18 protein-coding genes are annotated in these 19919 nt (G+C 70.4%); 3 read left to right on the top strand and 15 right to left on the bottom strand.

Annotated elements, in window-relative coordinates:
* Nucleotides 1-8: 8 nt before the first annotated feature.
* The 3 genes from ACTMTI_RS20385 to ACTMTI_RS20395 all read right to left on the bottom strand — a co-directional run bounded on the left by ACTMTI_RS20385 (nucleotide 9) and on the right by ACTMTI_RS20395 (nucleotide 4494).
* Nucleotides 9-983, bottom strand: a complete 975-nt coding sequence (locus ACTMTI_RS20385) for a glycoside hydrolase family 5 protein (protein WP_441122008.1) — start codon at nucleotides 981-983, stop codon at nucleotides 9-11.
* Nucleotides 980-3379 carry a glycoside hydrolase family 2 protein gene (locus ACTMTI_RS20390; RefSeq protein WP_441122009.1) on the bottom strand — a complete coding sequence of 800 codons (2400 nt, stop codon included), beginning with the start codon at nucleotides 3377-3379 and terminating at the stop codon, nucleotides 980-982. Before ACTMTI_RS20390 ends, ACTMTI_RS20385 begins: the two co-directional genes overlap by 4 nt.
* A gap of 92 nt (nucleotides 3380-3471) precedes the next feature.
* Nucleotides 3472-4494 (bottom strand): LacI family DNA-binding transcriptional regulator, encoded by a 1023-nt coding sequence (locus tag ACTMTI_RS20395; protein WP_441122010.1) that lies wholly within the window; start codon nucleotides 4492-4494, stop codon nucleotides 3472-3474.
* 242 nt (nucleotides 4495-4736) lie between these two features.
* On the opposite strand from ACTMTI_RS20395, the gene ACTMTI_RS20400 reads away from it, so the two are divergent.
* Nucleotides 4737-5930 carry an acyltransferase family protein gene (locus ACTMTI_RS20400; RefSeq protein WP_441122011.1) on the top strand — a complete coding sequence of 398 codons (1194 nt, stop codon included), beginning with the start codon at nucleotides 4737-4739 and terminating at the stop codon, nucleotides 5928-5930.
* 156 nt (nucleotides 5931-6086) lie between these two features.
* Here the strand turns inward: ACTMTI_RS20400 and ACTMTI_RS20405 are convergent, their stop codons facing one another.
* The 11 genes from ACTMTI_RS20405 to ACTMTI_RS20455 all read right to left on the bottom strand — a co-directional run bounded on the left by ACTMTI_RS20405 (nucleotide 6087) and on the right by ACTMTI_RS20455 (nucleotide 16832).
* A complete protein-coding gene (locus ACTMTI_RS20405) occupies nucleotides 6087-7973 on the bottom strand; it encodes a DEAD/DEAH box helicase (RefSeq protein ID WP_441122012.1) in 1887 nt (628 codons plus the stop codon).
* 319 nt (nucleotides 7974-8292) lie between these two features.
* Nucleotides 8293-8652 (bottom strand): metal-sulfur cluster assembly factor, encoded by a 360-nt coding sequence (locus ACTMTI_RS20410; protein WP_441122013.1) that lies wholly within the window; start codon nucleotides 8650-8652, stop codon nucleotides 8293-8295.
* Nucleotides 8649-9086, bottom strand: a complete 438-nt coding sequence (gene sufU / locus ACTMTI_RS20415) for a Fe-S cluster assembly sulfur transfer protein SufU (protein ID WP_441122014.1) — start codon at nucleotides 9084-9086, stop codon at nucleotides 8649-8651. Before sufU ends, ACTMTI_RS20410 begins: the two co-directional genes overlap by 4 nt.
* A gap of 2 nt (nucleotides 9087-9088) precedes the next feature.
* The gene (locus ACTMTI_RS20420; RefSeq protein ID WP_441122016.1) at nucleotides 9089-10345 is read right to left on the bottom strand and encodes a cysteine desulfurase; all 1257 of its coding nucleotides are present in this window, start codon (nucleotides 10343-10345) and stop codon (nucleotides 9089-9091) included.
* Nucleotides 10342-11088 carry a Fe-S cluster assembly ATPase SufC gene (sufC, locus tag ACTMTI_RS20425; RefSeq protein WP_441122017.1) on the bottom strand — a complete coding sequence of 249 codons (747 nt, stop codon included), beginning with the start codon at nucleotides 11086-11088 and terminating at the stop codon, nucleotides 10342-10344. The genes ACTMTI_RS20420 and sufC overlap by 4 nt, the downstream gene beginning before the upstream one ends.
* Before the next feature lie 6 nt (nucleotides 11089-11094).
* Nucleotides 11095-11412 carry a Rieske (2Fe-2S) protein gene (locus tag ACTMTI_RS20430; protein WP_441122018.1) on the bottom strand — a complete coding sequence of 106 codons (318 nt, stop codon included), beginning with the start codon at nucleotides 11410-11412 and terminating at the stop codon, nucleotides 11095-11097.
* Complete coding sequence (gene sufD, locus ACTMTI_RS20435; protein WP_441122019.1) at nucleotides 11409-12533, bottom strand: Fe-S cluster assembly protein SufD; 1125 nt, start codon at nucleotides 12531-12533, stop codon at nucleotides 11409-11411. The genes ACTMTI_RS20430 and sufD overlap by 4 nt, the downstream gene beginning before the upstream one ends.
* The gene (gene sufB, locus ACTMTI_RS20440; RefSeq protein WP_441122020.1) at nucleotides 12533-13945 is read right to left on the bottom strand and encodes a Fe-S cluster assembly protein SufB; all 1413 of its coding nucleotides are present in this window, start codon (nucleotides 13943-13945) and stop codon (nucleotides 12533-12535) included. The genes sufD and sufB overlap by 1 nt, the downstream gene beginning before the upstream one ends.
* The gene (locus ACTMTI_RS20445; protein WP_441122021.1) at nucleotides 13942-14640 is read right to left on the bottom strand and encodes a helix-turn-helix transcriptional regulator; all 699 of its coding nucleotides are present in this window, start codon (nucleotides 14638-14640) and stop codon (nucleotides 13942-13944) included. Before ACTMTI_RS20445 ends, sufB begins: the two co-directional genes overlap by 4 nt.
* Nucleotides 14641-14731: 91 nt before the next feature.
* Nucleotides 14732-15961, bottom strand: a complete 1230-nt coding sequence (locus tag ACTMTI_RS20450) for a multidrug effflux MFS transporter (protein WP_441122022.1) — start codon at nucleotides 15959-15961, stop codon at nucleotides 14732-14734.
* A 94-nt stretch (nucleotides 15962-16055) separates the two neighbouring features.
* Nucleotides 16056-16832, bottom strand: a complete 777-nt coding sequence (locus ACTMTI_RS20455) for a VOC family protein (protein WP_441122023.1) — start codon at nucleotides 16830-16832, stop codon at nucleotides 16056-16058.
* A gap of 158 nt (nucleotides 16833-16990) precedes the next feature.
* Here ACTMTI_RS20455 and ACTMTI_RS20460 point away from each other — a divergent pair, with 158 nt between their 5' ends.
* Nucleotides 16991-17899, top strand: coding sequence for an ABC transporter ATP-binding protein (locus ACTMTI_RS20460; RefSeq protein ID WP_441122024.1), 909 nt, complete (start codon nucleotides 16991-16993; stop codon nucleotides 17897-17899).
* Complete coding sequence (locus tag ACTMTI_RS20465; protein ID WP_441122025.1) at nucleotides 17896-18663, top strand: ABC transporter permease; 768 nt, start codon at nucleotides 17896-17898, stop codon at nucleotides 18661-18663. Before ACTMTI_RS20460 ends, ACTMTI_RS20465 begins: the two co-directional genes overlap by 4 nt.
* Before the next feature lie 16 nt (nucleotides 18664-18679).
* Here the strand turns inward: ACTMTI_RS20465 and ACTMTI_RS20470 are convergent, their stop codons facing one another.
* Nucleotides 18680-19894, bottom strand: coding sequence for an MFS transporter (locus ACTMTI_RS20470; protein ID WP_441122026.1), 1215 nt, complete (start codon nucleotides 19892-19894; stop codon nucleotides 18680-18682).
* Nucleotides 19895-19919 lie beyond the last annotated feature (25 nt).

Raw genomic sequence — 19919 nt, forward strand, 5'->3', positions numbered from 1 at the left:
AGGGGGGTTCAGGCAGGGAGGCGGTGTCCCTGCAGGAGGTCGAGGAGCGGGCGGTCGACGAGGAAGCCGTCCAAGGGCTCGAAGCGGGCGCCGGGACGGCGGTGGCCGACCACTCCGAAGGGGCCCTCGAACTGCCACAGCGCGTAGCCCCAGCCATAGGAGGCGAACTCGCCGAGCAGATCGGTCAGCCAGCGCTGGGCGACGTCGTCCGGGGTCTGGTCGTAGCAGCCGAACTCGCCCACGTGGACGGGCGCGTCGATCTCCCGCCACGGCCGGTAGAAGTCGCCGAGCGCGGCCCGGTCCCACTCCGCGCCGGGGTAGCGGGGCTCCGGCAGCGCGTCCGCCCCCTCCACCCACGGCGCCTTGTAGTGGCTGACGCCGAAGGGCTGGTAGCCCCGCGTGCTGTGGGTCACGTTGAGGTCGGCGAGCTCCGGCATGGCGAGGTGGCCGCCGCCGAGCCCGTCGATCACGATCGGGCGGTCCCGGTCGATCCCCTGGATCTCGGCCACGACTCTGCGGATCACCGCTTCGTGCGCCGCCCGGGTGAAGCCGCGCTGCCCGACGTCGGGGGGCTCGTTGACGAGGTCGAAGGAGAGCCGGTCCGGGGTGACGCCGCGGTAGCGGCGGGCGAAGGTGCGCCAGATCGCGGTGAACCCGTCCTGCGCCTCGCGGTCGGCCCACAGGTTGTGGCGCTCGCTCTCCCACTGGGTGATCACATAGCCGGGGGCGCGGTGCAGGTTGAGCGACAGGTGCAGGTCCCGCTCAGAGCAGGCGGCCAGGTAGGAGTCGAGGATCTCCAGCACCCGCTCGTCGGGGTCGGCGTAGTCCAGGCCGGTGGTCCAGAAGCGGTAGTCGCACGGCATCCGTACGAAGTCGAAGCCCCAGGAGGCGATCGCGTCCAGGACGCGCTCGTCGGTCTTGGCCGGCTCGACGCCCGGATCCTTCCAGAACATCCATTGGAGGTTGAACCCGTAACGCCTCATCGGTCGTTCGTCCACCTCACCGGCACATCAGCCCCGATTTCCCGATTTATCCGGAAGCGATGGCTTTCTCCGGGCAGCAGGGTGATGAGCTGGTCGTCCACCTCGGCGTCGGGGTGCACCCGGTCGGGGAAGATCGCCAGGTCCCGCACCAGCGTGTGGGCGCTGACCACGACGTCGCCCCCCTCGACCGTCACCGTGCACCGCCCCTCGGGCAGGTCGAGGTCCTTGTCCGGCAGGAAGAACCACAGCGCCCTGGACTCCCCCACGCTCACCGCGACCAGCTCCCTGGCGGGGTCGCCCGGCTCGCCCACGGCCAGCGGCACGGTCACCGCGCCGCGCGCGGGCACCTCCAGCCCGAAGCTCTCGGCCTGCAGCTCGGCGCCGTCCACCCCGAGCCGCACGGCCCGCGCGGTGCCCGCCCACGGCTCGTCGGTGTCGTTGACGGCCACCACCGCGAGCCCGCCGTCGCGCGGCTGGACGGTCAGCAGGCGGTCGGCGTACGCCCGGCGCAGCGCGTGGAACATCGGTTTCCTGCGCCCGTCGCCGTCGATCGCCGCCCAGGACGTGACCGGCCAGCAGTCGTTGAGCTGCCAGACGATGGTGCCCGCGCAGTGCGGCCACAGCGACCTGAAGTGCTCGACGCCGAGCTGGATCGCCCTGGCCTGATTGACCTGCGTCAGGTAGTGCCAGTCGTCGAAGGCGGCCGGCGGCGGGAAGTGGGCCTTGAGCCCCGCGGCCAGCTTGAGCTCGCCGTCGATGGCCTTCTGGTGGTGGCGCATCCCGGGCGAGCCGGGCGTGAGGGGCTCGTCGTGGATGGCCCGCTTGATCGTCGCGTACGTCGCGGGGCCCTGGAAGCCGAACTCCGAGACGAACCGGGGCCGGTATTCGCGGTACGCGGTGTAGTCGCGTTCGTTCCAGACGTCCCAGATGTGCATGTTGTGGTGCTCAGGGTCATTCGGGTGGAGCTCCATCGACCCGGAGTACGGGCTGCCCGGCCAGTACGGCGTACCGGGATCGAGCGCGGCCACGATCCCGGGCAGCAGGTCGAGGTAGTAGCCCTCGCCCCAGCTGCGCCCGGCCAGCCGTTTGCGCCAGCCCCAGTCGAACAGGCCCCAGATGTTCTCGTTGTTGCCGCACCACAGGGCCAGGCTCGGGTGCCGCATGAGGCGCGTGACGTTCTCCCGGGCCTCGGCCTCGACCTCCGAGCGCAGCGGCTCCTCCTCCGGATAGGCGGCGCAGGCGAACGCGAAGTCCTGCCAGACCAGCAGCCCCAGCTCGTCGCACAGGTCGTAGAAGTCGTCGCTCTCGTAGAGCCCGCCGCCCCAGATGCGCACCAGGTTGACCCCGGCCTCGCACGCCTGCGCGAGCCGCGCGGCGTAGCGGTCGCGATCGATCCTGGCCGGGAAGCAGTCGTCGGGGATCCAGTTGACGCCCTTGGCGAAGACCGGGCGGCCGTTGACCTCGATGGTGAAGGCGCCGCCGGACGTGTCGAGCTCGACGGCCCTGAACCCGATCTTCTGCTGCCACACGTCGAGCCCGTCGCCGAGCGTCACGGTCAGCTCGTGCAGGGGCTGCTCGCCGTACCCGCGCGGCCACCACAGCTCGGGCTGCGGAACCTCGATCTCCAGCACGGCGGTGTCGCCGTCTGTGAGCGCTCTCATTTCCGACCTGCCGCAGATGGAGGCGGTGATCCGCAGCTCCTCCCGCGGGTCGTTTGTGAGCGCTCCCATCGAGGGCCTGCCGCTGATCGAGGTGGATGCCGCCCGCTCGACCTCGACGTGCACGGCGACCCTGGCGACGCCGTCTTCGACGCTCACCACGGGCCGTACGGAGGCCAGCCGCTCAGCGCTCCACTCGTGCAGCCCGATCGGCTTCCAGATGCCCGCCGTGACCAGCGTCGGGCCCCAGTCCCAGCCGAAGTTGCAGGCCATCTTCCTGATGAAGTTGTAGGGCTCGGTGTAGGCGCCCGGCCGGTCGCCGAGCTCCTCCCTCAGCCGCTCGGCGTACTCGAGCGCCGACCCGAACGTGACCGTCAGCCGGTTGTTCCCGGTACGCAGCGCGTGGCGGACGTCGAACCTGTAGGAGCGGTGCATGTTCGCGGCCTCGCCCACGCGAACGCCGTTGAGCTCGATGGCGGCCACGGTGTCGAGCCCCTCGCACACCAGATCGGTACGCTCGTGCTCGGTGCCGTCCCACGAGAACTCCGTCTCGTAACACCATTCGGTACGCCCGATCCAGGACAGGCGGGCCTCGTTGTCGTCGAGGTAGGGATCGGGGATCAGGCCCGCGGCGAGCAGGTCGGTGTGCACGCAGCCGGGGACCGTGGCCGGGGCTCGCACGTCGCCGCTCGCCGAGCGGACGATCCAGGCTTCATGCAGGGGACGGAACGGGGTCATCAACCCTCCGGGCTTGAGCAGCGGGGATTGACGGACATGCCACCACTAAACCCGTTTAGTTGCAATGGCTGGTCGGCGAGATTTCTGCTCGGTTACTGAATCGGTTCATGACAAGGGGCCGTGCTCCCCCGGTTGACCAGGCGCGGATTGGCCTGCTGCGTGTCGCCCACCTCGTGGCCCTGGACCAGGTCGAGCAGGGAGCGGGCGGCGTGGGCCCCGAACGCGGCGATGTCTCTGCTCACCGCCGTCAGGTGCGGCCGGGCCAGCAGGCACAGGGCGGAGTCGTCCCAGGCCACCACGGACAGCTGGGCGGGCACCGAGAACCCCGCCTCACGGGCGGCGGCGGTGCCCGCGACGGCCATCACGTCGTTGTCGTACACGATGGCGGTCGGCCTCTCGGGCCTGCGCAGCAGATCGAGTGTGGCGCGCTCGCCGCCTTCGCCGCTGTAGTCGGTGTGCACGGTGACGCTCTCGACGCCCAGCCTGGCGGCGGCCGCCCGCATGGCCGCGGTCCTGACGACGGTGTGCCTGAGCTCCCCCGGCCCCGCGATCCTGGCGATCCTGCGGTGCCCAAGCCCTGCCAGGTGCTCGACCACGAGGCCGATCGCGCCGGCGTCGTCGCTCCAGACGGCGGGCAGCCGCCCTGTGCCCGCGGGGCCGCCGATGACCACGGCGGGCAGCCGCAGCTCTTCCAGCACGGCGATCCGGGCGTCCTCTTTCCGCAGGTCCACGACGAACACCCCGGCCACCCGGTGCTGCGCCCACCATTTCCGATAGATCGCGATCTCGGCCTCGTGGTCCTCGGTCATCTGCAGCAGCAGCCCGACGGACGCCGCCGACAACGTGGCCTCGATGCCGGAGATGAGCTGCATGAAGAACGGCTCCAGCCCCAGCGTGCGCGCCGGCCGGTCCACGACCAGGCCCAGCACGTCCGGCCTGCCGTCGAAAAGAGCCCGCGCCAGGCTGTTGGGCTGCCAGCCCAGATCTGCGGCGATGGCCTGGATGCGGCGGCGGGTCTCGCTGGAGACGCCGGGGCGGCCGTTCAACGCGAAGGACACCGCCCCCTTCGAGACACCGGCCCGGCGCGCGATGTCGTCGATCGTGGGTCGCTTCATCGGCCGTCCTTGGGATTTACCGGTTCATTTAACCCGCACGCCCTCGTTCACGACAAGACATCGGACAGGAAAACGAGCTCACACGCAAGTCCGTCGCCGCCCCGGCCGCGTGGAGCCCGCGACGGCTGAATGGTCCACAGGGGCGCCGGGCGGCGTGGGGCCGGACGGTGGAAGCGGGATGGCGGTGGGCGGCTGTGACAATGAGACGGTTCGAGGATGGTCTGTTCGATACGTTGGCTCATATGGTGACCGCCCCGGCCAATATCTCCCAAACCGCTCAGGTGCCTTCCCGGCTGGGGTGGCTGGACGCGCTGCGTGGCATCGGTGCGCTGGCTGTGGTGGGTGAGCATCTGACGACGTGGGCCATGCCCTGGTTACGCCCTACCGCGTTCAACCTGGGCGTCTACGGGGTCCTGGTGTTCTTCCTGGTCAGCGGCTACATCATCCCGCATTCGCTGGAGCGGCGCGGGGATGTGCGGGCGTTTTGGATCGGCCGCGTCTTTCGCCTGTATCCGCTGTATCTGGCGGTGATCGTACTGATGGTGGCGCTGTCGCCGTGGATCGGGATCCGGCCGGAGGTGCCCCGCGATGCCTCGGCGGTGGCCGCGCACGCCACGATGCTGCTGGATGCGGTGGGGATGGGCGGCGTGCTGAACACCATGTGGACGCTGTCGTATGAGATGGTCTTCTACCTGCTGACGGCAGCGCTGTTCGTGCTCGGGGTACGGGATGGGCGCGGCGTCCTGCCGGTCGTGTTCGCGCTGGCCGGCTGTGTGGCCGGGCTGGTGTGGTCCGCGGCGCCGCTGTCGGGGCCCTGGCTGGCCTGGCTGTCGCTGGCCGTCTTCGCCGCGGGCCTGGCGTGTGTGCTGTCGGGGCGCGCCGTACGAACCGCCAGTGCGGTGCTGGGCGCGATGGCGGTGGGGTTGCTGCTGTTGAGCAGCCGGGTGCCGTGGTTCGGTGCGGTGATCGTGGCGGTCATGCTCGCCGGCACGGCGATCTATCGGTGGGAGCGCGGGCAGGGCCGGTTGTGGCCGGTGGGCGTCGCGGCGGTGCTGGTGGCCGCCACGCCGGTGTGGGCCCTGTCTGCCGGGTGGTGGTGGGTGCGGCCGCCGGTGTGGAGCCTGACCATCGTCCTGGCCGCCGCCACCTTCGCCGTGGCGATGGCGTTGCGGGATAGGCGGGTGCCCGCCTTCCTGGCCCGGCTCGGGGTCATCAGCTATTCCCTCTACCTGGTCCATCTGCCGGTGCTGCTCGTCGTCATGCACCTGGTCGGGGAGATGCGATGGGCGCCGCTGGGCACGCAGATCGGCATCGGCGCGCTGGTGCTCGGGGTGCTGGTGCCTGTCAGTTGGCTGAGCCACCGCTGGCTGGAGCTGCCCGGGCAGCGTCTGGGCCGGCGCCTGGCCGGCCGGGCAGGCGACGCGCCACCGGGGTGAGCCGCCCGCCACCGGCCGGTGGGCGCGCCCGCCCGAGGCCGGGCGGGCGCATGGTGCAGCGGGCAGGTCTGTGCCCGGAAACGGCAATGCCCGCCACACCCCCTTGCGGAGATGTGGCGGGCAGGTCAGCGTCCCGGCGGAAGGCCGGGGGCCGAGTCAGCGCTCGAAACGACGACCCGAGTTGCGGCGGAAGCCGCCGTTGCCACGCTCGTCCGTACGGCCGCCACCGGTGGCAGCGGCGTCCGGCCGGGTGCCGCCGGAGCGGTAGCCGTCGCGCGGGGCGCGCTCGTCAGAGCGGACGCGGTCGCGGTCGGCCGAGAACGGGCGGCCGCGGTCGGCGCCGGTGCGGGGGCCGCGGTCGTCCGGCCGGAAAGCGCCACCACGCTGCCCGTCACGGGAACCGCCGGCGCGCGGTCCACGGTCCTCGGGGTGGAGGCGGCGCTCGTCGGAGCGGTAGCCGCCCCGGTCGTCCTGCCGGAGCGGCCGGTCGTCGGAGCGGTATCCGCCACGCGGCCGGTCGTCCGAGCGGTTGCCACCGCTCTGCCGGTCGTCACCGAACGTGCGCGGCTCCGCCGGCTGCCCGAACGGCCGCTCACCGTCGGCGTGGCGCCGCGGGCGGCGATCGCCGTCGAACTCGCGGCGCGGACGGCGGTCGTCACCGGACACCGCCGGCCGCTCGCCGTCCTCGTGACGCCGCGGGCGGCGGTCACCGTCGAACTCGCGGCGCGGACGCCGTCCCCCGCGACGCTCCGTGCTGTGGCCACCCTCGCGACGAGCCCGCAGCGGCTTGCGGACGTCGGGCTCCCACACGGGGATGGCCTCGCCGCTGGGAATGCGGGCGCCCGTCACCTCGGCGAGCCGCGGGTTACCCGGGGTGGCCTTCAGGCGGAACGGGTGGATCCCGGCGCGCCGGGTGAGCGCGTCGGTCGAGCGGCGCTCGTTGGGCAACACCAGCGTGACGACGGTGCCCTTCTCGCCGGCGCGGGCCGTGCGGCCGCCCCGGTGCAGGTAGCTCTTGTGGTCCTGGGGCGGGTCCACGTGCAGCACCAGGCTGATGTTGTCGACGTGGATGCCGCGCGCCGCGACGTCGGTGCAGACCAGCACGTTGACGGAGCCTTCGCGGAACTCCGCGAGGATCCGGGTGCGCTGGTTCTGGCGCTTGCCGCCGTGCAGGCCGCCGGCCTTGACGCCGACCCTGGCCAGCTGCTTGCACAGCCGGTCCACGCCGTGCTGGGTCTTGACGAAGATGATCGTACGACCCTCGCGATTGGCGATCTCGGCGGTGACGTCGAACTTGTCATCGCGCGTGACCTGAATCACGTGGTGCTCCATGGTGTCGACCGGCGAGGTCGCGGGCGCCACGGAGTGCGTGATGGGGTTCTTGAGGAAGCGCTTCACCAGCTTGTCGACGTCGCCGTCGAGCGTGGCGGAGAACAGCAGCCGCTGCCCGCCGGGCGCGGTCTGCGCGAGCAGCTCGGTGACGACGGGGAAGAAGCCGAGGTCACACATGTGGTCGGCCTCGTCCAGGACGCTCACCTCGACCTCGGACAGCGAGCACTCGCCCTGCCGGATCAGGTCGCCGAGGCGACCGGGGGTGGCGATGACGATGTCGACGCCGCGCCGCAGCGCCTCGATCTGCTTGCCCATGGACATGCCGCCGACGATGACCTTCATGCGCAGCCCGAGGCCGCGGCCGAGGGGTTCGAGTGCGTCGTGCACCTGGAGCGCGAGCTCCCTGGTCGGCACGAGGATCATGGCGCGCGGACGCCCAGGCGCGGGCTTCACGCCGGAGATGCGGGCCATGGTGGGCAGACCGAAGGCGAGGGTCTTGCCCGAGCCGGTCTGGCCGCGGCCGAGCACGTCATGCCCGGCGAGCACGTCGGGGATCGTCGCGCTCTGGATGGGGAAGGGACTGTCGATGCCCTGCCGGGACAGCCCGGTGATGAGCGGCTTCGGCAGGCCGAGCAGCTCGAACTCGGACGGGCCCGGGATGCGGGCGGTCTCGTCGAGCGAGCCGGCGCCGGCCTCATCGAATGCGGGCATGACAGCGTCAAGCATGGTCACGAAAAATCGTGCCTTTCCGTCGAAGTGGCGCGTCACTTCTGCGAAAGGACGAGCCGGGACGTACGGCATAGGCCGTACAGGGGTTCAGTACGCCCGCCACGGGGCGGGTCCCATAAAGGGGGGGATACACCGGGCACCGGCCGCAGGCGGCGCGAGACGCGCGATGAGGCGTGGTGTATCTCTTACCAACGCCGGGATGTTATCGGATATTTCCCGGACGGGTTTGGACCTTCCGAAAACCCTCGATGGCACGCTGAAACGGCTGACGATTTACGTCAGCCATGACAGCTAAAAAAGATCAGACGTTGAAGCCTAGCATACGGAGCTGCTCGCGCCCCTCATCGGTGATCTTGTCCGGGCCCCACGGCGGCAGCCAGACCCAGTTGATCTTCACGTCGGAGACCATGCCGTCCAGCGCCGAGTGGGCCTGGTCCTCGATGACGTCGGTCAGCGGGCAGGCCGCGCTGGTCAGCGTCATGTCGATGGTCGCCACGGGCCGGCCCCCGTCGGACGGGTCGAGGTTGAGCCCGTAGATGAGCCCCAGGTCGACGACGTTGATGCCGAGCTCGGGGTCGACGACGTCCTTGAGAGCCTCCATGACCTCCTCGACGGTCGTCTCGCCGTCGAAGTCGGTCGGAGTCTCCACAGGCTTGCTCATTGGGCGCTCCTCACAACAGCGTCTTTGTAGGCCATCCAGGAAAGCAACGCACACTTAACGCGTGCCGGGAACTTGGCCACGCCCGCGAACGCCACCGCGTCGCCGAGCACGTCCTCGTCGGCCTCCACCTGTCCCCTGCCCTGCATGAGCCTGGTGAACTCATCCACCACCGACAGCGACTCCTGGACGGTCGAGCCGGTGGCCAGCTCGTGCAGCACGGAGGCGGCGGCCTGGCTGATCGAGCAGCCCTGCCCGTCGTAGGAGACGTCCAGGATCTTGCCGGCGTCGCCCACCTTGACCCGGAGCGTGATCTCGTCGCCGCACGTGGGGTTCACGTGGTGAACCTCAGCGTCGTACGGCTCGCGCAGCCCTCGCCCCTGAGGGTGCTTGTAGTGTTCCAGGATCAGCTCCTGGTACATCGACTCGCCGATCATGGCTATGCGAACACCTTCTGAACGTGATGGAGGCCACGCACCAGGGCATCGATCTCGCCCGTGGTGTTGTACAGGTAGAACGACGCCCGCGTGGTCGCCGGTATTCCGAACCGCAGGTGCAGCGGCCGGGCGCAGTGGTGCCCGACGCGTACGGCGACGCCGAACTGGTCGTCCAGGATCTGCCCGACGTCGTGCGGGTGGATGCCCTCCAGCGTGAACGACACCGTGCCGCCGCGCTGCTCCAGCGTCTGCGGGCCGATGATGCGCAGGGTGGGCACCGCGCGCAGGGCGTCGAGCGCGTAGGCCGTCAGCTCGCGCTCGTGCGCCTCGATGGCGTCCATACCGACCTCGGTGAGGTAGTCCACGGCCGCGCCGAGCCCGATGGCCTCGACGATCGGCGGCGTGCCCGCCTCGAACTTGTGCGGGAGCGGCGCGTACGTCGAGCGGTCCATCCAGACCGCCTCGATCATCTCGCCGCCGCCCAGGAACGGGGGCATGGCGTCGAGCAGCTCGCCCCGGCCCCAGAGCACGCCGATGCCCGAGGGGCCGACCATCTTGTGACCCGTGAAGGCCACGAAGTCGGCGCCCAGTTCGGTGACGTTCACCGGGTGGTGCGGCACGGACTGGGAGGCGTCCAGCATGATCAGCGCGCCGACCTCGTGCGCCCGCCTGGCCACTTCGGCGACCGGGTTGACGGTGCCGAGCACGTTGGACTGGTGGGCGATCGAGACGATCTTCGTCCGCTCGGTGATCAGATCGGGCGCGTAGTCGAGCCGCCCGTCGTCGGTGACGCCGAACCACTTCAGCGTCGCGCCGGTGCGCTGCACGAGCAGCTGCCACGGCACGATGTTGGAGTGGTGCTCCATCTCGGAGATGACGATCTCGTCGCCGGGGCCGAGCGTGAAGCGCGGGTCGGTGTTGGAGGGGTTGCCGAACGCGTACGCGACCAGGTTGAGCGCCTCGGAGGCGTTCTTGGTGAAGATCACCTCGTCGCGCGACGGCGCCCCGACGAAGGCGGCGATCCTGTCGCGAGCGCTCTCGTAGGCGTCGGTGGACTCAGCGCCCAGCACGTGCATGGCCCGCCCGACGTTGCTGTAGTGCAGCGCCAGGTGGTCACGCATGGTCTCGATGACCTGGTTGGGCTTCTGTGAAGAGTTGCCCGAGTCGAGATAGACGAGCGGTCGCCCGTCGGGCAGCTCGCGGGAGAAGATCGGGAAGTCTTTCCTGATCTTCTCCACATCGAAGCTGACGGAAGTCATGCAGACGCCTTCGTGTACTGCTCGTAGCCCTCGGCCTCGAGCTTGTCGGCCAGCTCCGGTCCGCCCTCCTCGACGATCCTGCCGGCCGCGAAGACGTGCACGAAGTCCGGCTTCACGTAGCGCAGGATGCGGGTGTAGTGCGTGATCAGCAGCACGCCGGTCTCGCCGGAGGCGCGGAAGCGGTTGATGCCCTCCGACACCACGCGCAGCGCGTCCACGTCGAGGCCGGAGTCGGTCTCGTCGAGCACCGCGATCTTCGGCTTGAGCAGCTCCATCTGGAGGATCTCGTGGCGCTTCTTCTCGCCGCCGGAGAAGCCCTCGTTGAGGTTGCGCTGGGCGAAGGCCGCGTCGATGGACAGCGCGTCCATGCCCTTCTTGAGGTCCTTGGCGAACTCGCGCAGCTTGGGCGCCTCGCCGCGGACGGAGGTGACGGCCGAGCGCAGGAAGTTCGACACCGACACGCCGGGGACCTCGACGGGATACTGCATGGCCAGGAACAGGCCGGCGCGGGCCCGCTCGTCGACCGACAGCTCCAGCAGGTCCACGCCGTCGAGCAGCACCTGGCCGCCGGTGATCGTGTATTTGGGATGACCGGCGATCGCGTAGGCGAGCGTCGACTTACCCGAGCCGTTCGGGCCCATGATGGCGTGGGTCTGGCCCGCCTTCACGGTCAGGTTGACGCCGCGCAGGATTTCTTTGTCCTCGACGGCGACGTGCAGGTCGCGGATCTCAAGGGTTGACATGGTTGGTTACGACTCCTTCGAGAGCGAGACGAGGACGTCATCGCCGTCGATCTTGACTGTGTAGACGTTCACGGGCTTGGTGGCGGGCGGACCTGTGGGCTTGCCAGAGCGCACGTCGAAGCACGAGCCGTGCAGCCAGCACTCCAGCGTGCCGTCGTAGACCTCGCCCTCGCTGAGCTTCACCTCGGCGTGCGAGCACACGTCGTGCAGGGCGAAGACGTCCTCGCCCTTGCGCACGAGCGCGACCGGGGTGTCCTCCACCTCGACGCCGATGACGCCCCCCTCGGGGATGTCATCGAGCTTGCAGACCTTCTCGAAACTCATCGGGCAAGCTCCGCCTCCACCGCGTTGAGCACGCGGTCGCGGATCTCCCCGATCTCGATCTTCTCCACGAGCTGGCCGAGGAAGCCCCTGATGACCAGGCGGCGGGCCTCGTCGTAGGGGATGCCGCGGGCCTGGAGGTAGAAGAGGTGCTCGTCGTCGAGGCGGCCGGAGGCCGAGGCGTGCCCCGCTCCCGCGACCTCACCGGTGAGGATCTCCAGGTTGGGCACCGAGTCGGCGCGGGCGCCGTCGGTGAGGATCAGGTTGCGGTTGAGCTCATAGGTGTCGGTGCCCTCGGCCTCGACCCGGATGATCACGTCGCCGATCCAGACGGCGTGCGCGTCCTCGCCCTGCAGGGCGCCGCGGTAGTCGACGTTGCTCTTGCAGTTGGGCTGCGAGTGGTCGACGAGCAGGCGGTGCTCCAGGTGCTGCCCGGCGTCGGCGAAGTAGACGCCCGACAGGTCGGCGTCGCCGCCGGCGGCGGTGTAGGAGACGCTGGGCGACAGGCGTACGAGATCGCCGCCGAGCGTCACCACGAAGCTCTTGAACGTGGCGTCCTTGGCGAGCTGGGCGTGGTGGTGCGAGACGTGCACGGCGTCGTGGTCCCACTCCTGCAGGCTGACGACCTTGAGCGTGGCTCCCTCGCCGACGACGAACTCGACGTTGTCGGCGTAGACGGCCGTGCCCTCGTGCTCGATGACCACGGTCGCCTGCGCCAGAGGCTCGACCACGACCACGATGTGGCCGTAGGCCGCGCCGTCGCCGCCGCGCCCCTTGATCTCGATGGAGATGGCGCCGGTGACCTCCGCCTCCTTGGGCACGGTCACGACCAGCGCCTTCTCGAAGGTGGTGTAGGCCTGCGCGCTGACGCGGTCGGCGGGCACGTAGGCCTTGCCGATGCGCTCGTCGTCGCGGCCGACCCACTCGGCCCGCACGCCCTCGGGCGTGTAGGCCTGGGTGACGACCTGCCCGTTGGTGGCGGCCTTGCCGTTGTGCAGGCCCTTCAGGCGCGAGAGCGGCGTGAACCGCCAAGCCTCCTCGCGCCCGGTCGGGACCTCGAAGTCGCCCAGGTCGTAGGACGCCTTCTCGTGCAGAGTCGACAAGGGCTTCTCGTTCAGGCCCATCAGCCGACGGCTCCTTCCATCTGCAGCTCGATCAGCCTGTTGAGCTCAAGGGCGTATTCCATGGGCAGCTCGCGCGCGATCGGCTCCACGAAGCCACGCACGATCATCGCCATCGCCTCGTCCTCGCCGAGCCCGCGGCTCATGAGGTAGAACAGCTGGTCGTCGCTGACCTTGGAGACTGTGGCCTCGTGACCCATCGAGACGTCGTCCTCGCGGACGTCGACGTACGGGTAGGTGTCGGAGCGGCTGATCTGGTCGACCAGCAGGGCGTCGCACTTGACGGTGCTGGCGCTGCCGTGGGCGCCCTCCTCGATCTGCACGAGACCGCGGTAGGAGGTGCGGCCGCCGCCGCGCGCCACCGACTTGGAGATCACGCTGGAGCTGGTGTTGGGCGCCAGGTGCACCATCTTGGAGCCGGCGTCCTGGTGCTGGCCCTCGCCCGCGAACGCGACGCTCAGCGTCTCGCCCTTGGCGTGCTCGCCCATCAGGTAGACGGCCGGGTACTTCATCGTGACCTTGGAGCCGATGTTGCCGTCGATCCACTCCATGGTCGCGCCCTCGTAAGCCACGGCGCGCTTGGTGACCAGGTTGTAGACGTTGTTCGACCAGTTCTGGATGGTCGTGTAACGGCAGCGGGCGTTCTTCTTCACGATGATCTCGACGACGGCGCTGTGCAGCGAGTCGCTGGAGTAGATCGGCGCGGTGCAGCCCTCGACGTAGTGGACGTAGGAGTTCTCGTCCACGATGATCAGGGTCCGCTCGAACTGGCCCATGTTCTCGGTGTTGATCCGGAAGTAGGCCTGCAGCGGGATCTCGACCTCGACGTTCGGCGGCACGTAGATGAACGAGCCACCGGACCACACGGAGGTGTTGAGCGCGGCGAACTTGTTGTCGCCCACCGGGATGACGGAGCCGAAGTATTCCTTGAAGAGCTCTTCGTGCTCCTTCAGGCCCGTGTCGGTGTCGACGAAGATGACGCCCTTCTCCTCGAGGTCCTCACGGATCTTGTGATAGACGACCTCGGACTCGTATTGGGCGGCGACACCGGCGATGAGGCGCTGCTTCTCCGCCTCGGGGATGCCGAGCTTGTCGTAGGTGTTCTTGATGTCGGCGGGCAGCTCGTCCCAGGACGCGGCCTGCTTCTCCGTCGAGCGCACGAAGTATTTGATGTTGTCGAAGTCGATGCCGGTGAGGTCGGAACCCCAGGTGGGCATCGGCTTCTTACCAAACAGGCGGAGGCCCTTCAGGCGAAGGTCGAGCATCCACTCCGGCTCGCTCTTCAGCGCCGAAATGTTGCGGACGACCTCCTCGGACAGGCCGCGCTTGGCCGTCGACCCGGCGGCATCCGAGTCGGACCAGCCGAACTTGTAATTACCGAGGCCTTCCAGCTCCGGGCGGTCGGTGACAGTCACCTTCCGGTCTCCTTGCTTTTGTCTCTATGTGCGGAATCGGCCAGCGACTGCGGGCTCACGTGTGTGGTGCAGATCCCGTCGCCGTGCGCGATCGTGGCCAGGCGCTGCACCGGTGTGCCGAGCAGCTGCGCGAACGCCTCCGTCTCGGCCTCGCACAGCTGCGGGAACTCCGCCGCCGCGTGGGCCACCGGGCAGTGATGCTGGCAGAGCTGGACACCGCCCGACTTGGCCGTGCTGGCCGAGGCGGCATATCCCTCTGCCGACAGCGCCTGCGCCAGCACTTGCACGCGCTGGTCCGCCGGCACCGTCCGCATGACCGGCTCCAGCCGCTTGAGCAGGCTCGAGACCTGCGAGCGGGCGAAGTCGGCCACCGCTTGCTGCCCCATGCGCTCGGCCAGATAGCGCAGCGCGCTCCCGGCCAGGTCGTCATAGGCGTGCTCGAAAGCACTGCGCCCCGCGTCGGTGATGGCGAACAGCTTGGCCGGTCGCCCGCGCCCGCGCTGACCACGCGGTCGCACCGTACGAGGCTCTATCATCCCATCGGCCAGCAACGCGTCGAGGTGACGCCGGACGGCGGCGGGCGTGAGCCCGAGCCGCTCGCCGAGCGATGCCGCCGCGACGGGACCATGCTCAAGAATCAGCCGGGCGACGCGGGCACGGGTGCCGCGCTCATTGCCTGGCTCGATCGTGGGCATGTTTTTCACAACATCAGTGTGCCGTAATTCCTTCCCGGTTCACAAACGGTTCCGACCAGCTCGGGAATGGAATTTCTCACGCAGGGTAGCCTTACCTAACTCGCGAACGGCCGAGAATGGCGAACGCCAACGCCGAGCACAGGATGAGTCCCAGCATGACGCCGGCCATCGGCACGGCGGTGCCGGCGCCCACGAGCCCGACCAGCGGGGCGGCCAGGGCGCCGAGCGCGAACTGCAGCACGCCGAGCAGGGCGGAGGCGCTGCCGGCCACCTGCGCGGGCTGCGAGGCCAGCGCCAGCGCGCCCGTGCCCGGCAGCACCAGGCCCTGGCCGAGCATGATGACGAACAGCCCGCCCACGATGCCCTGCAGGCCGAGCCCGGTGAGCGCGGCGGTCAGCAGCAGGCCGGCGCCGGCCAGGCCGATGACCAGGCCGATGACGACCAGGCGGACCGGCGGCACCCGGCCCGACAGCCGGCCGCCGACCTGCGCCATGGCGATCAGGCCGAACGCGTTGAGCCCGAAGATGAGCGAGTACTGCTGCGGCGTGGCGCCGTACACCTCCTGCAGCACGAACGGCGAGCCGGAGATGTAGCCGAACATCGCCGAGAACGCCAGCCCGCCGGTGAGCGCGAAGCCCATGAACGAGCGGTCGCGCAGGAGCTGCCAGAACGTGCGCACGGTGTGCTTCAGGCCGCCGCTCTCGCGCTGCTCGGCGGGCAGCGTCTCGCGCACGCCGGACAGCACGGCCACCAGCAGGACCACGCCCGCGACGCTGAGCGCCACGAACACGCCGCGCCACGACGTGAACGCCAGCAGCTGCGCCCCGGCAATGGGCGCCAGGATCGGCGCCAGGCCGCTGACGAGCATCAGCGTGGCGAAGATGCGGGCGATGGCGGCGCCGTCGTACAGGTCGCGCACGACCGCGCGCACGATGACCAGGGCCGCGCCCCCGAGCATGCCCTGCAGCAGGCGGAAGGCGATGAGCATGGGCACCGACGGCGCGAACGCGCACAGCAAAGAGGCCACCATGAACCCGGCCACGCCCACGATCAGCGGCACCCTGCGCCCGCGCACGTCGCTGACCGGACCGGCGATGACCTGGCCGACGGAGACGCCGATGAGGCAGGCGGTGAGGGTCAGCTGGACCTGGGCGGGCGCGCTCAGCATCTCGGAGGTGATGGCGGGCAGCGCGGGGAGGTACATGTCGATGGACAGCGGCCCGATCGCCGACAGCGCGCCCAGGATCACCAACAGCAGCCCGCGGCGGCTCTTCTGCTCCGATTGTTCGATGACGACGGACGTGGCTGTTGCCACGGACATGCGCGATCCCCTCTCCCTCGCAGACCTGTGGCCCACGAGGGCCGAGGGATCAAACCAGGATTGGGTCCTCCGAATTCCCGGTCATCAGATAAATTCACGCGATCTCGTTGAGCTGGATGACGGAGAACACGGCGCCCTGCGGATCGGTCAGCATCGAGAACAGGCCGGGAGGCGCGTCCATCCCCCGGACCCGCACCCGGGCGCCCGCCCGCTCAGCGGCCGCCGTGGTCGCGTCGAGGTCGGCGACGGCGAAGTAGGTCATCCAGAACGAGGGGGTCCCGGGCGGGTAGTCGACGGCCATCTCCATCATCCCCGCGATGGCCGGCTCGCCCACGTGCCACTCGACGTACTTGACGCCGCCCATCTCCAGCGGCTCGGCCCGCCAGCCGAAGACGGCGGAGTAGAAGCGCCCGGCGACCGCCGGATCACGGGTGATCAGCTCGTTCCAGCAGAACGAGACGGGCTCGTTGACCAGCTCGGCGCCGTGGTGGTTGCCCGCCTGCCAGGCGGCCGCGTGCGACCCGTCGGGCGCGCGGAAGACGGTCATGCTCCCTTCCTCGAAGATCGGCATCGGGTCCATGATGACGGTGCCGCCGGTGTTCCTCACCCGCTCGGCGAGGGCGGCGACGTCGTCGGTGGCGATGAACGTGTTCCAGGACGAGGTCGTCTCCCCGCCCATGACCGGTCCCAGCCCGGCGACCTGTTTGCCTTCATAGTGGAATACGCCGTAGCCGCCGGCCGCCGGGTCGTCGATCATGTCGGCCTGCCAGCCGAACACCTCGCCGTAGAAGCGCGCGGCGGCATCGACGTCGGTGCTGGACAGGTCCACCCAGCATGGGATCCCGGGGTCGTACCCACTGCGTTGCGACATTGCACCCTCCTGTGACGTGGAGCTCACGTCAGACTGTCACTCGCGACGGGCATCCATCGGGAAAGCTCCGGGTCAAGACCTGTCCATATCCGGCCCGGATCCGGCCCCGCTCACCACCGCGCTCACGACCGCCTGGCACAGTCCCTAAACTCATGGCCATGGAATCCCCAGCCGTCGAGATCGTCGACCTGGTCAAACGCTACGGCGGCAGCACCGCCCTCGACGGCCTCGCCCTGCGCGCGGAGCGGGGTGCGGTCACGGCCGTCCTCGGCCCCAACGGCGCGGGCAAGACGACCACGGTCGAGATCTGCGAGGGGTTCCGCAGCGCCGACGCGGGCACCGTGCGGGTGCTGGGCCTGGCGCCCGACCGGCCCGAGCTGCGGCCGCGGGTGGGGGTCATGCTCCAGGCGGGCGGCGTGCCGCCGGCGATGCGCTGCGGCGAGTGGCTGCGGCTGGTCTCACGCTTCTACGCCCACCCGCTCGACGCCCAGGCGCTGCTGGTGCGGCTGGGGCTGGCGGATCACGTACGCACTCCGTACCGGCGGCTGTCGGGCGGGCAGCAGCAGCGGTTGTCGCTGGCCGCGGCCGTCGTGGGGCGGCCGGAGCTGGTCTTCCTCGACGAGCCGACGGCCGGGCTCGACCCGCAGGCCAGGCACGCCTGCTGGGAGCTGGTGGGCGACATGCGGAGTGCCGGCGTCTCGGTGGTGCTGACCACGCACCACATGGACGAGGCCGAGCGGCTGGCCGACCACGTGGTGATCATCGACAGGGGGCGGGTGGTGGCCGAGGGCACGCCCGCCTCGCTGACGGGGGCCGAGCGGCAGCTCAGGTTCCGGGCCCGTCCGGGGCTGACGCTGGAGGAGCTGCTCAACGCGCTGCCGACGGGCAGCGCCGCCAAGGAGTCGCCCGCCGGGCACTACATCATCGAGGGTCTGGTGGGTCCCGAGCTGCTGGCCACGGTGACGGCCTGGTGCGCGGCCGAGGGCGTCACGGCCGACGACCTGCGCATCGAACGGCGCACCCTCGAGGACGTCTTCCTCGAGCTGACCGGCAGGGAGCTGCGATGACCGCCTTGGACTTCACTCCCGCGCCCGGCGCGGCGCCGTTCCCGCGCATGGTGCTGGCGCAGGCGGGCGCGGAGATCCGCGCGATGCTGCGCAACGGCGAGCAACTGCTGCTCACCCTGGTCATCCCGGTGCTGCTGCTGGTCGGCTTCTCACTGGCGCCGCTCATCGACATGGGCGAGGGCCGGCGGATCGACTTCCTGGCGCCCGGCGTGCTGGCGCTGGCCGTCATGTCCACGGCCTTCACCGGCCAGGCCATCGCGACGGGCTTCGAGCGCCGCTACGGGGTGCTGAAGCGGCTGGGCGCGACCCCCCTGTCCAGGGCCGGGCTCATGATGGCCAAGACGGCCGCGGTGGTGGCCGTGGAGGGCATCCAGGCCGTGGTGATCGTGGCCGTGGGGCTGGCGCTGGGGTGGCGGCCGCAGGGGTCGTTCCTGAGCGCGGCGCTGCTGATCGTGGTGGGCACGGCCGCCTTCAGCGGGCTCGGCCTGCTCATGGCGGGCACGCTGCGCGCGGAGGCGACGCTGGCCGCGGCCAACCTCGTCTACCTGGTGCTGCTGGGCGCCGGTGGCGTGATCTTCCCGCTGTCGAAGTTCCCCGAGGGGGTGCGGCCGGTGCTGGAGGGACTGCCCATCTCGGCGCTGACCGGCGGGCTGCGCGCGGTCCTCACCGACGGCGCCGCTCTCCCCCTGGTCCCGCTGGCCGTCCTCACCGCCTGGGCGGTGCTGTCGCTGGGCCTGGTCTCGCGCACGTTCCGCTGGGAGTGACGCGCCCACCGGGCCGTCATTCGGGCTGGGGCTGGGGGCGTTCGGCGCGAAGGGCGCCGTAGCGGCGTCTGGTGAGCGCGGCGACGGCGGTCAGCGGGATGGCGGCGGCCGCGGCCAGGCCGAACAGCAGCGCGTAGCGGCCGTGCTCGGCCAGCGGCCCGGCGGCCCACGACGAGACGGCGCTGCCCACGAAGAGCGCGCAGGCGAAGAACGCGATCGTGGTCCCCCTGGCCTCCGGCACCACCGAGGTGGCCCAGGTCTGCAGCGAGGAGTGCAGGAACGACCAGCCGCCGCCGAGCAGCAGCGCGGTGACCGCCACCGTCGCCAGCCCCACGTGCGCCGTAACGATCGCGAACCCCGCGCTGAGCTGGGCGCCGCCCACGGCCATCAGCACCGGCGCGGGCCAGCGGCCCGACAGCCGCTTGACCACCTTCGTGAAGGCCCACAGCCCCAGTCCGTACGCGGTGATGGCCAGGCCCGCGACCGCGGCGGCGAATCCCGCGTGCTCCAGCGCGGTGGCCAGGAACGGCAGGGCGCCCAGCATGATCGCGCCCTCGGTGAAGGCCAGCGCGAAGACGAGCAGGGCCCAGGGCTGCCCCAGCACGATGCCCAGATGGCGCATCACCCCCGCGCGCTCGCCTGACGGGGCCGAGCTCGGGCGCGACGGCTCCGGCAGCGAGCCCAGCGTGAGCGCGCAGGCCAGGGCACAGAGGGCGGGCACGGTGAAGGCGACCCGCCAGTCCAGCAGGCCGGCCAGCACGCCCCCGAGACCCGTGGCCGCGGCCGTGCCGAGCGCGGCGGCGGCCATCAGGTCCGTCAGCGCGCGCTGGCGTACCGCGGGGCCCACGGTGTCGCCCACGTACGTCAGGCCCGTGGGGATCACCGCGCCGAAGCAGGCGCCGGCCACGATCCTGGCCGCCACCAGCGCTCCCAGCACCGGCATCAGCGCCGAGACCAGACCCGCCAGCGCCGCGCCGAACAGCGCGGCGCGCATCACCCGCACCCGCCCGAACCGGTCCGACAGCACGCCCCACAGCGGCTGGGTCAGCCCGTAGGCCAGGTAGTAGCCGCTGGCGGCGGCGACCGACGCCGAGAGGGGGACGTGCAGGTCGGTGGCGATCACCACGAGCATGGGGCTGACGGCGAAGCGGTCGAAGCTGCTGACGAACGAGGCCACGGACAGGGCCAGCGGGGGCCGGGTGAGGGTCGTGGGGAGCGCGGGGGCGTTCATGTACGACCACCCTAGATCTGGAGAT

The organism is Nonomuraea sp. H19, from assembly GCF_052068215.1.
Lineage (GTDB): Bacteria > Actinomycetota > Actinomycetes > Streptosporangiales > Streptosporangiaceae > Nonomuraea.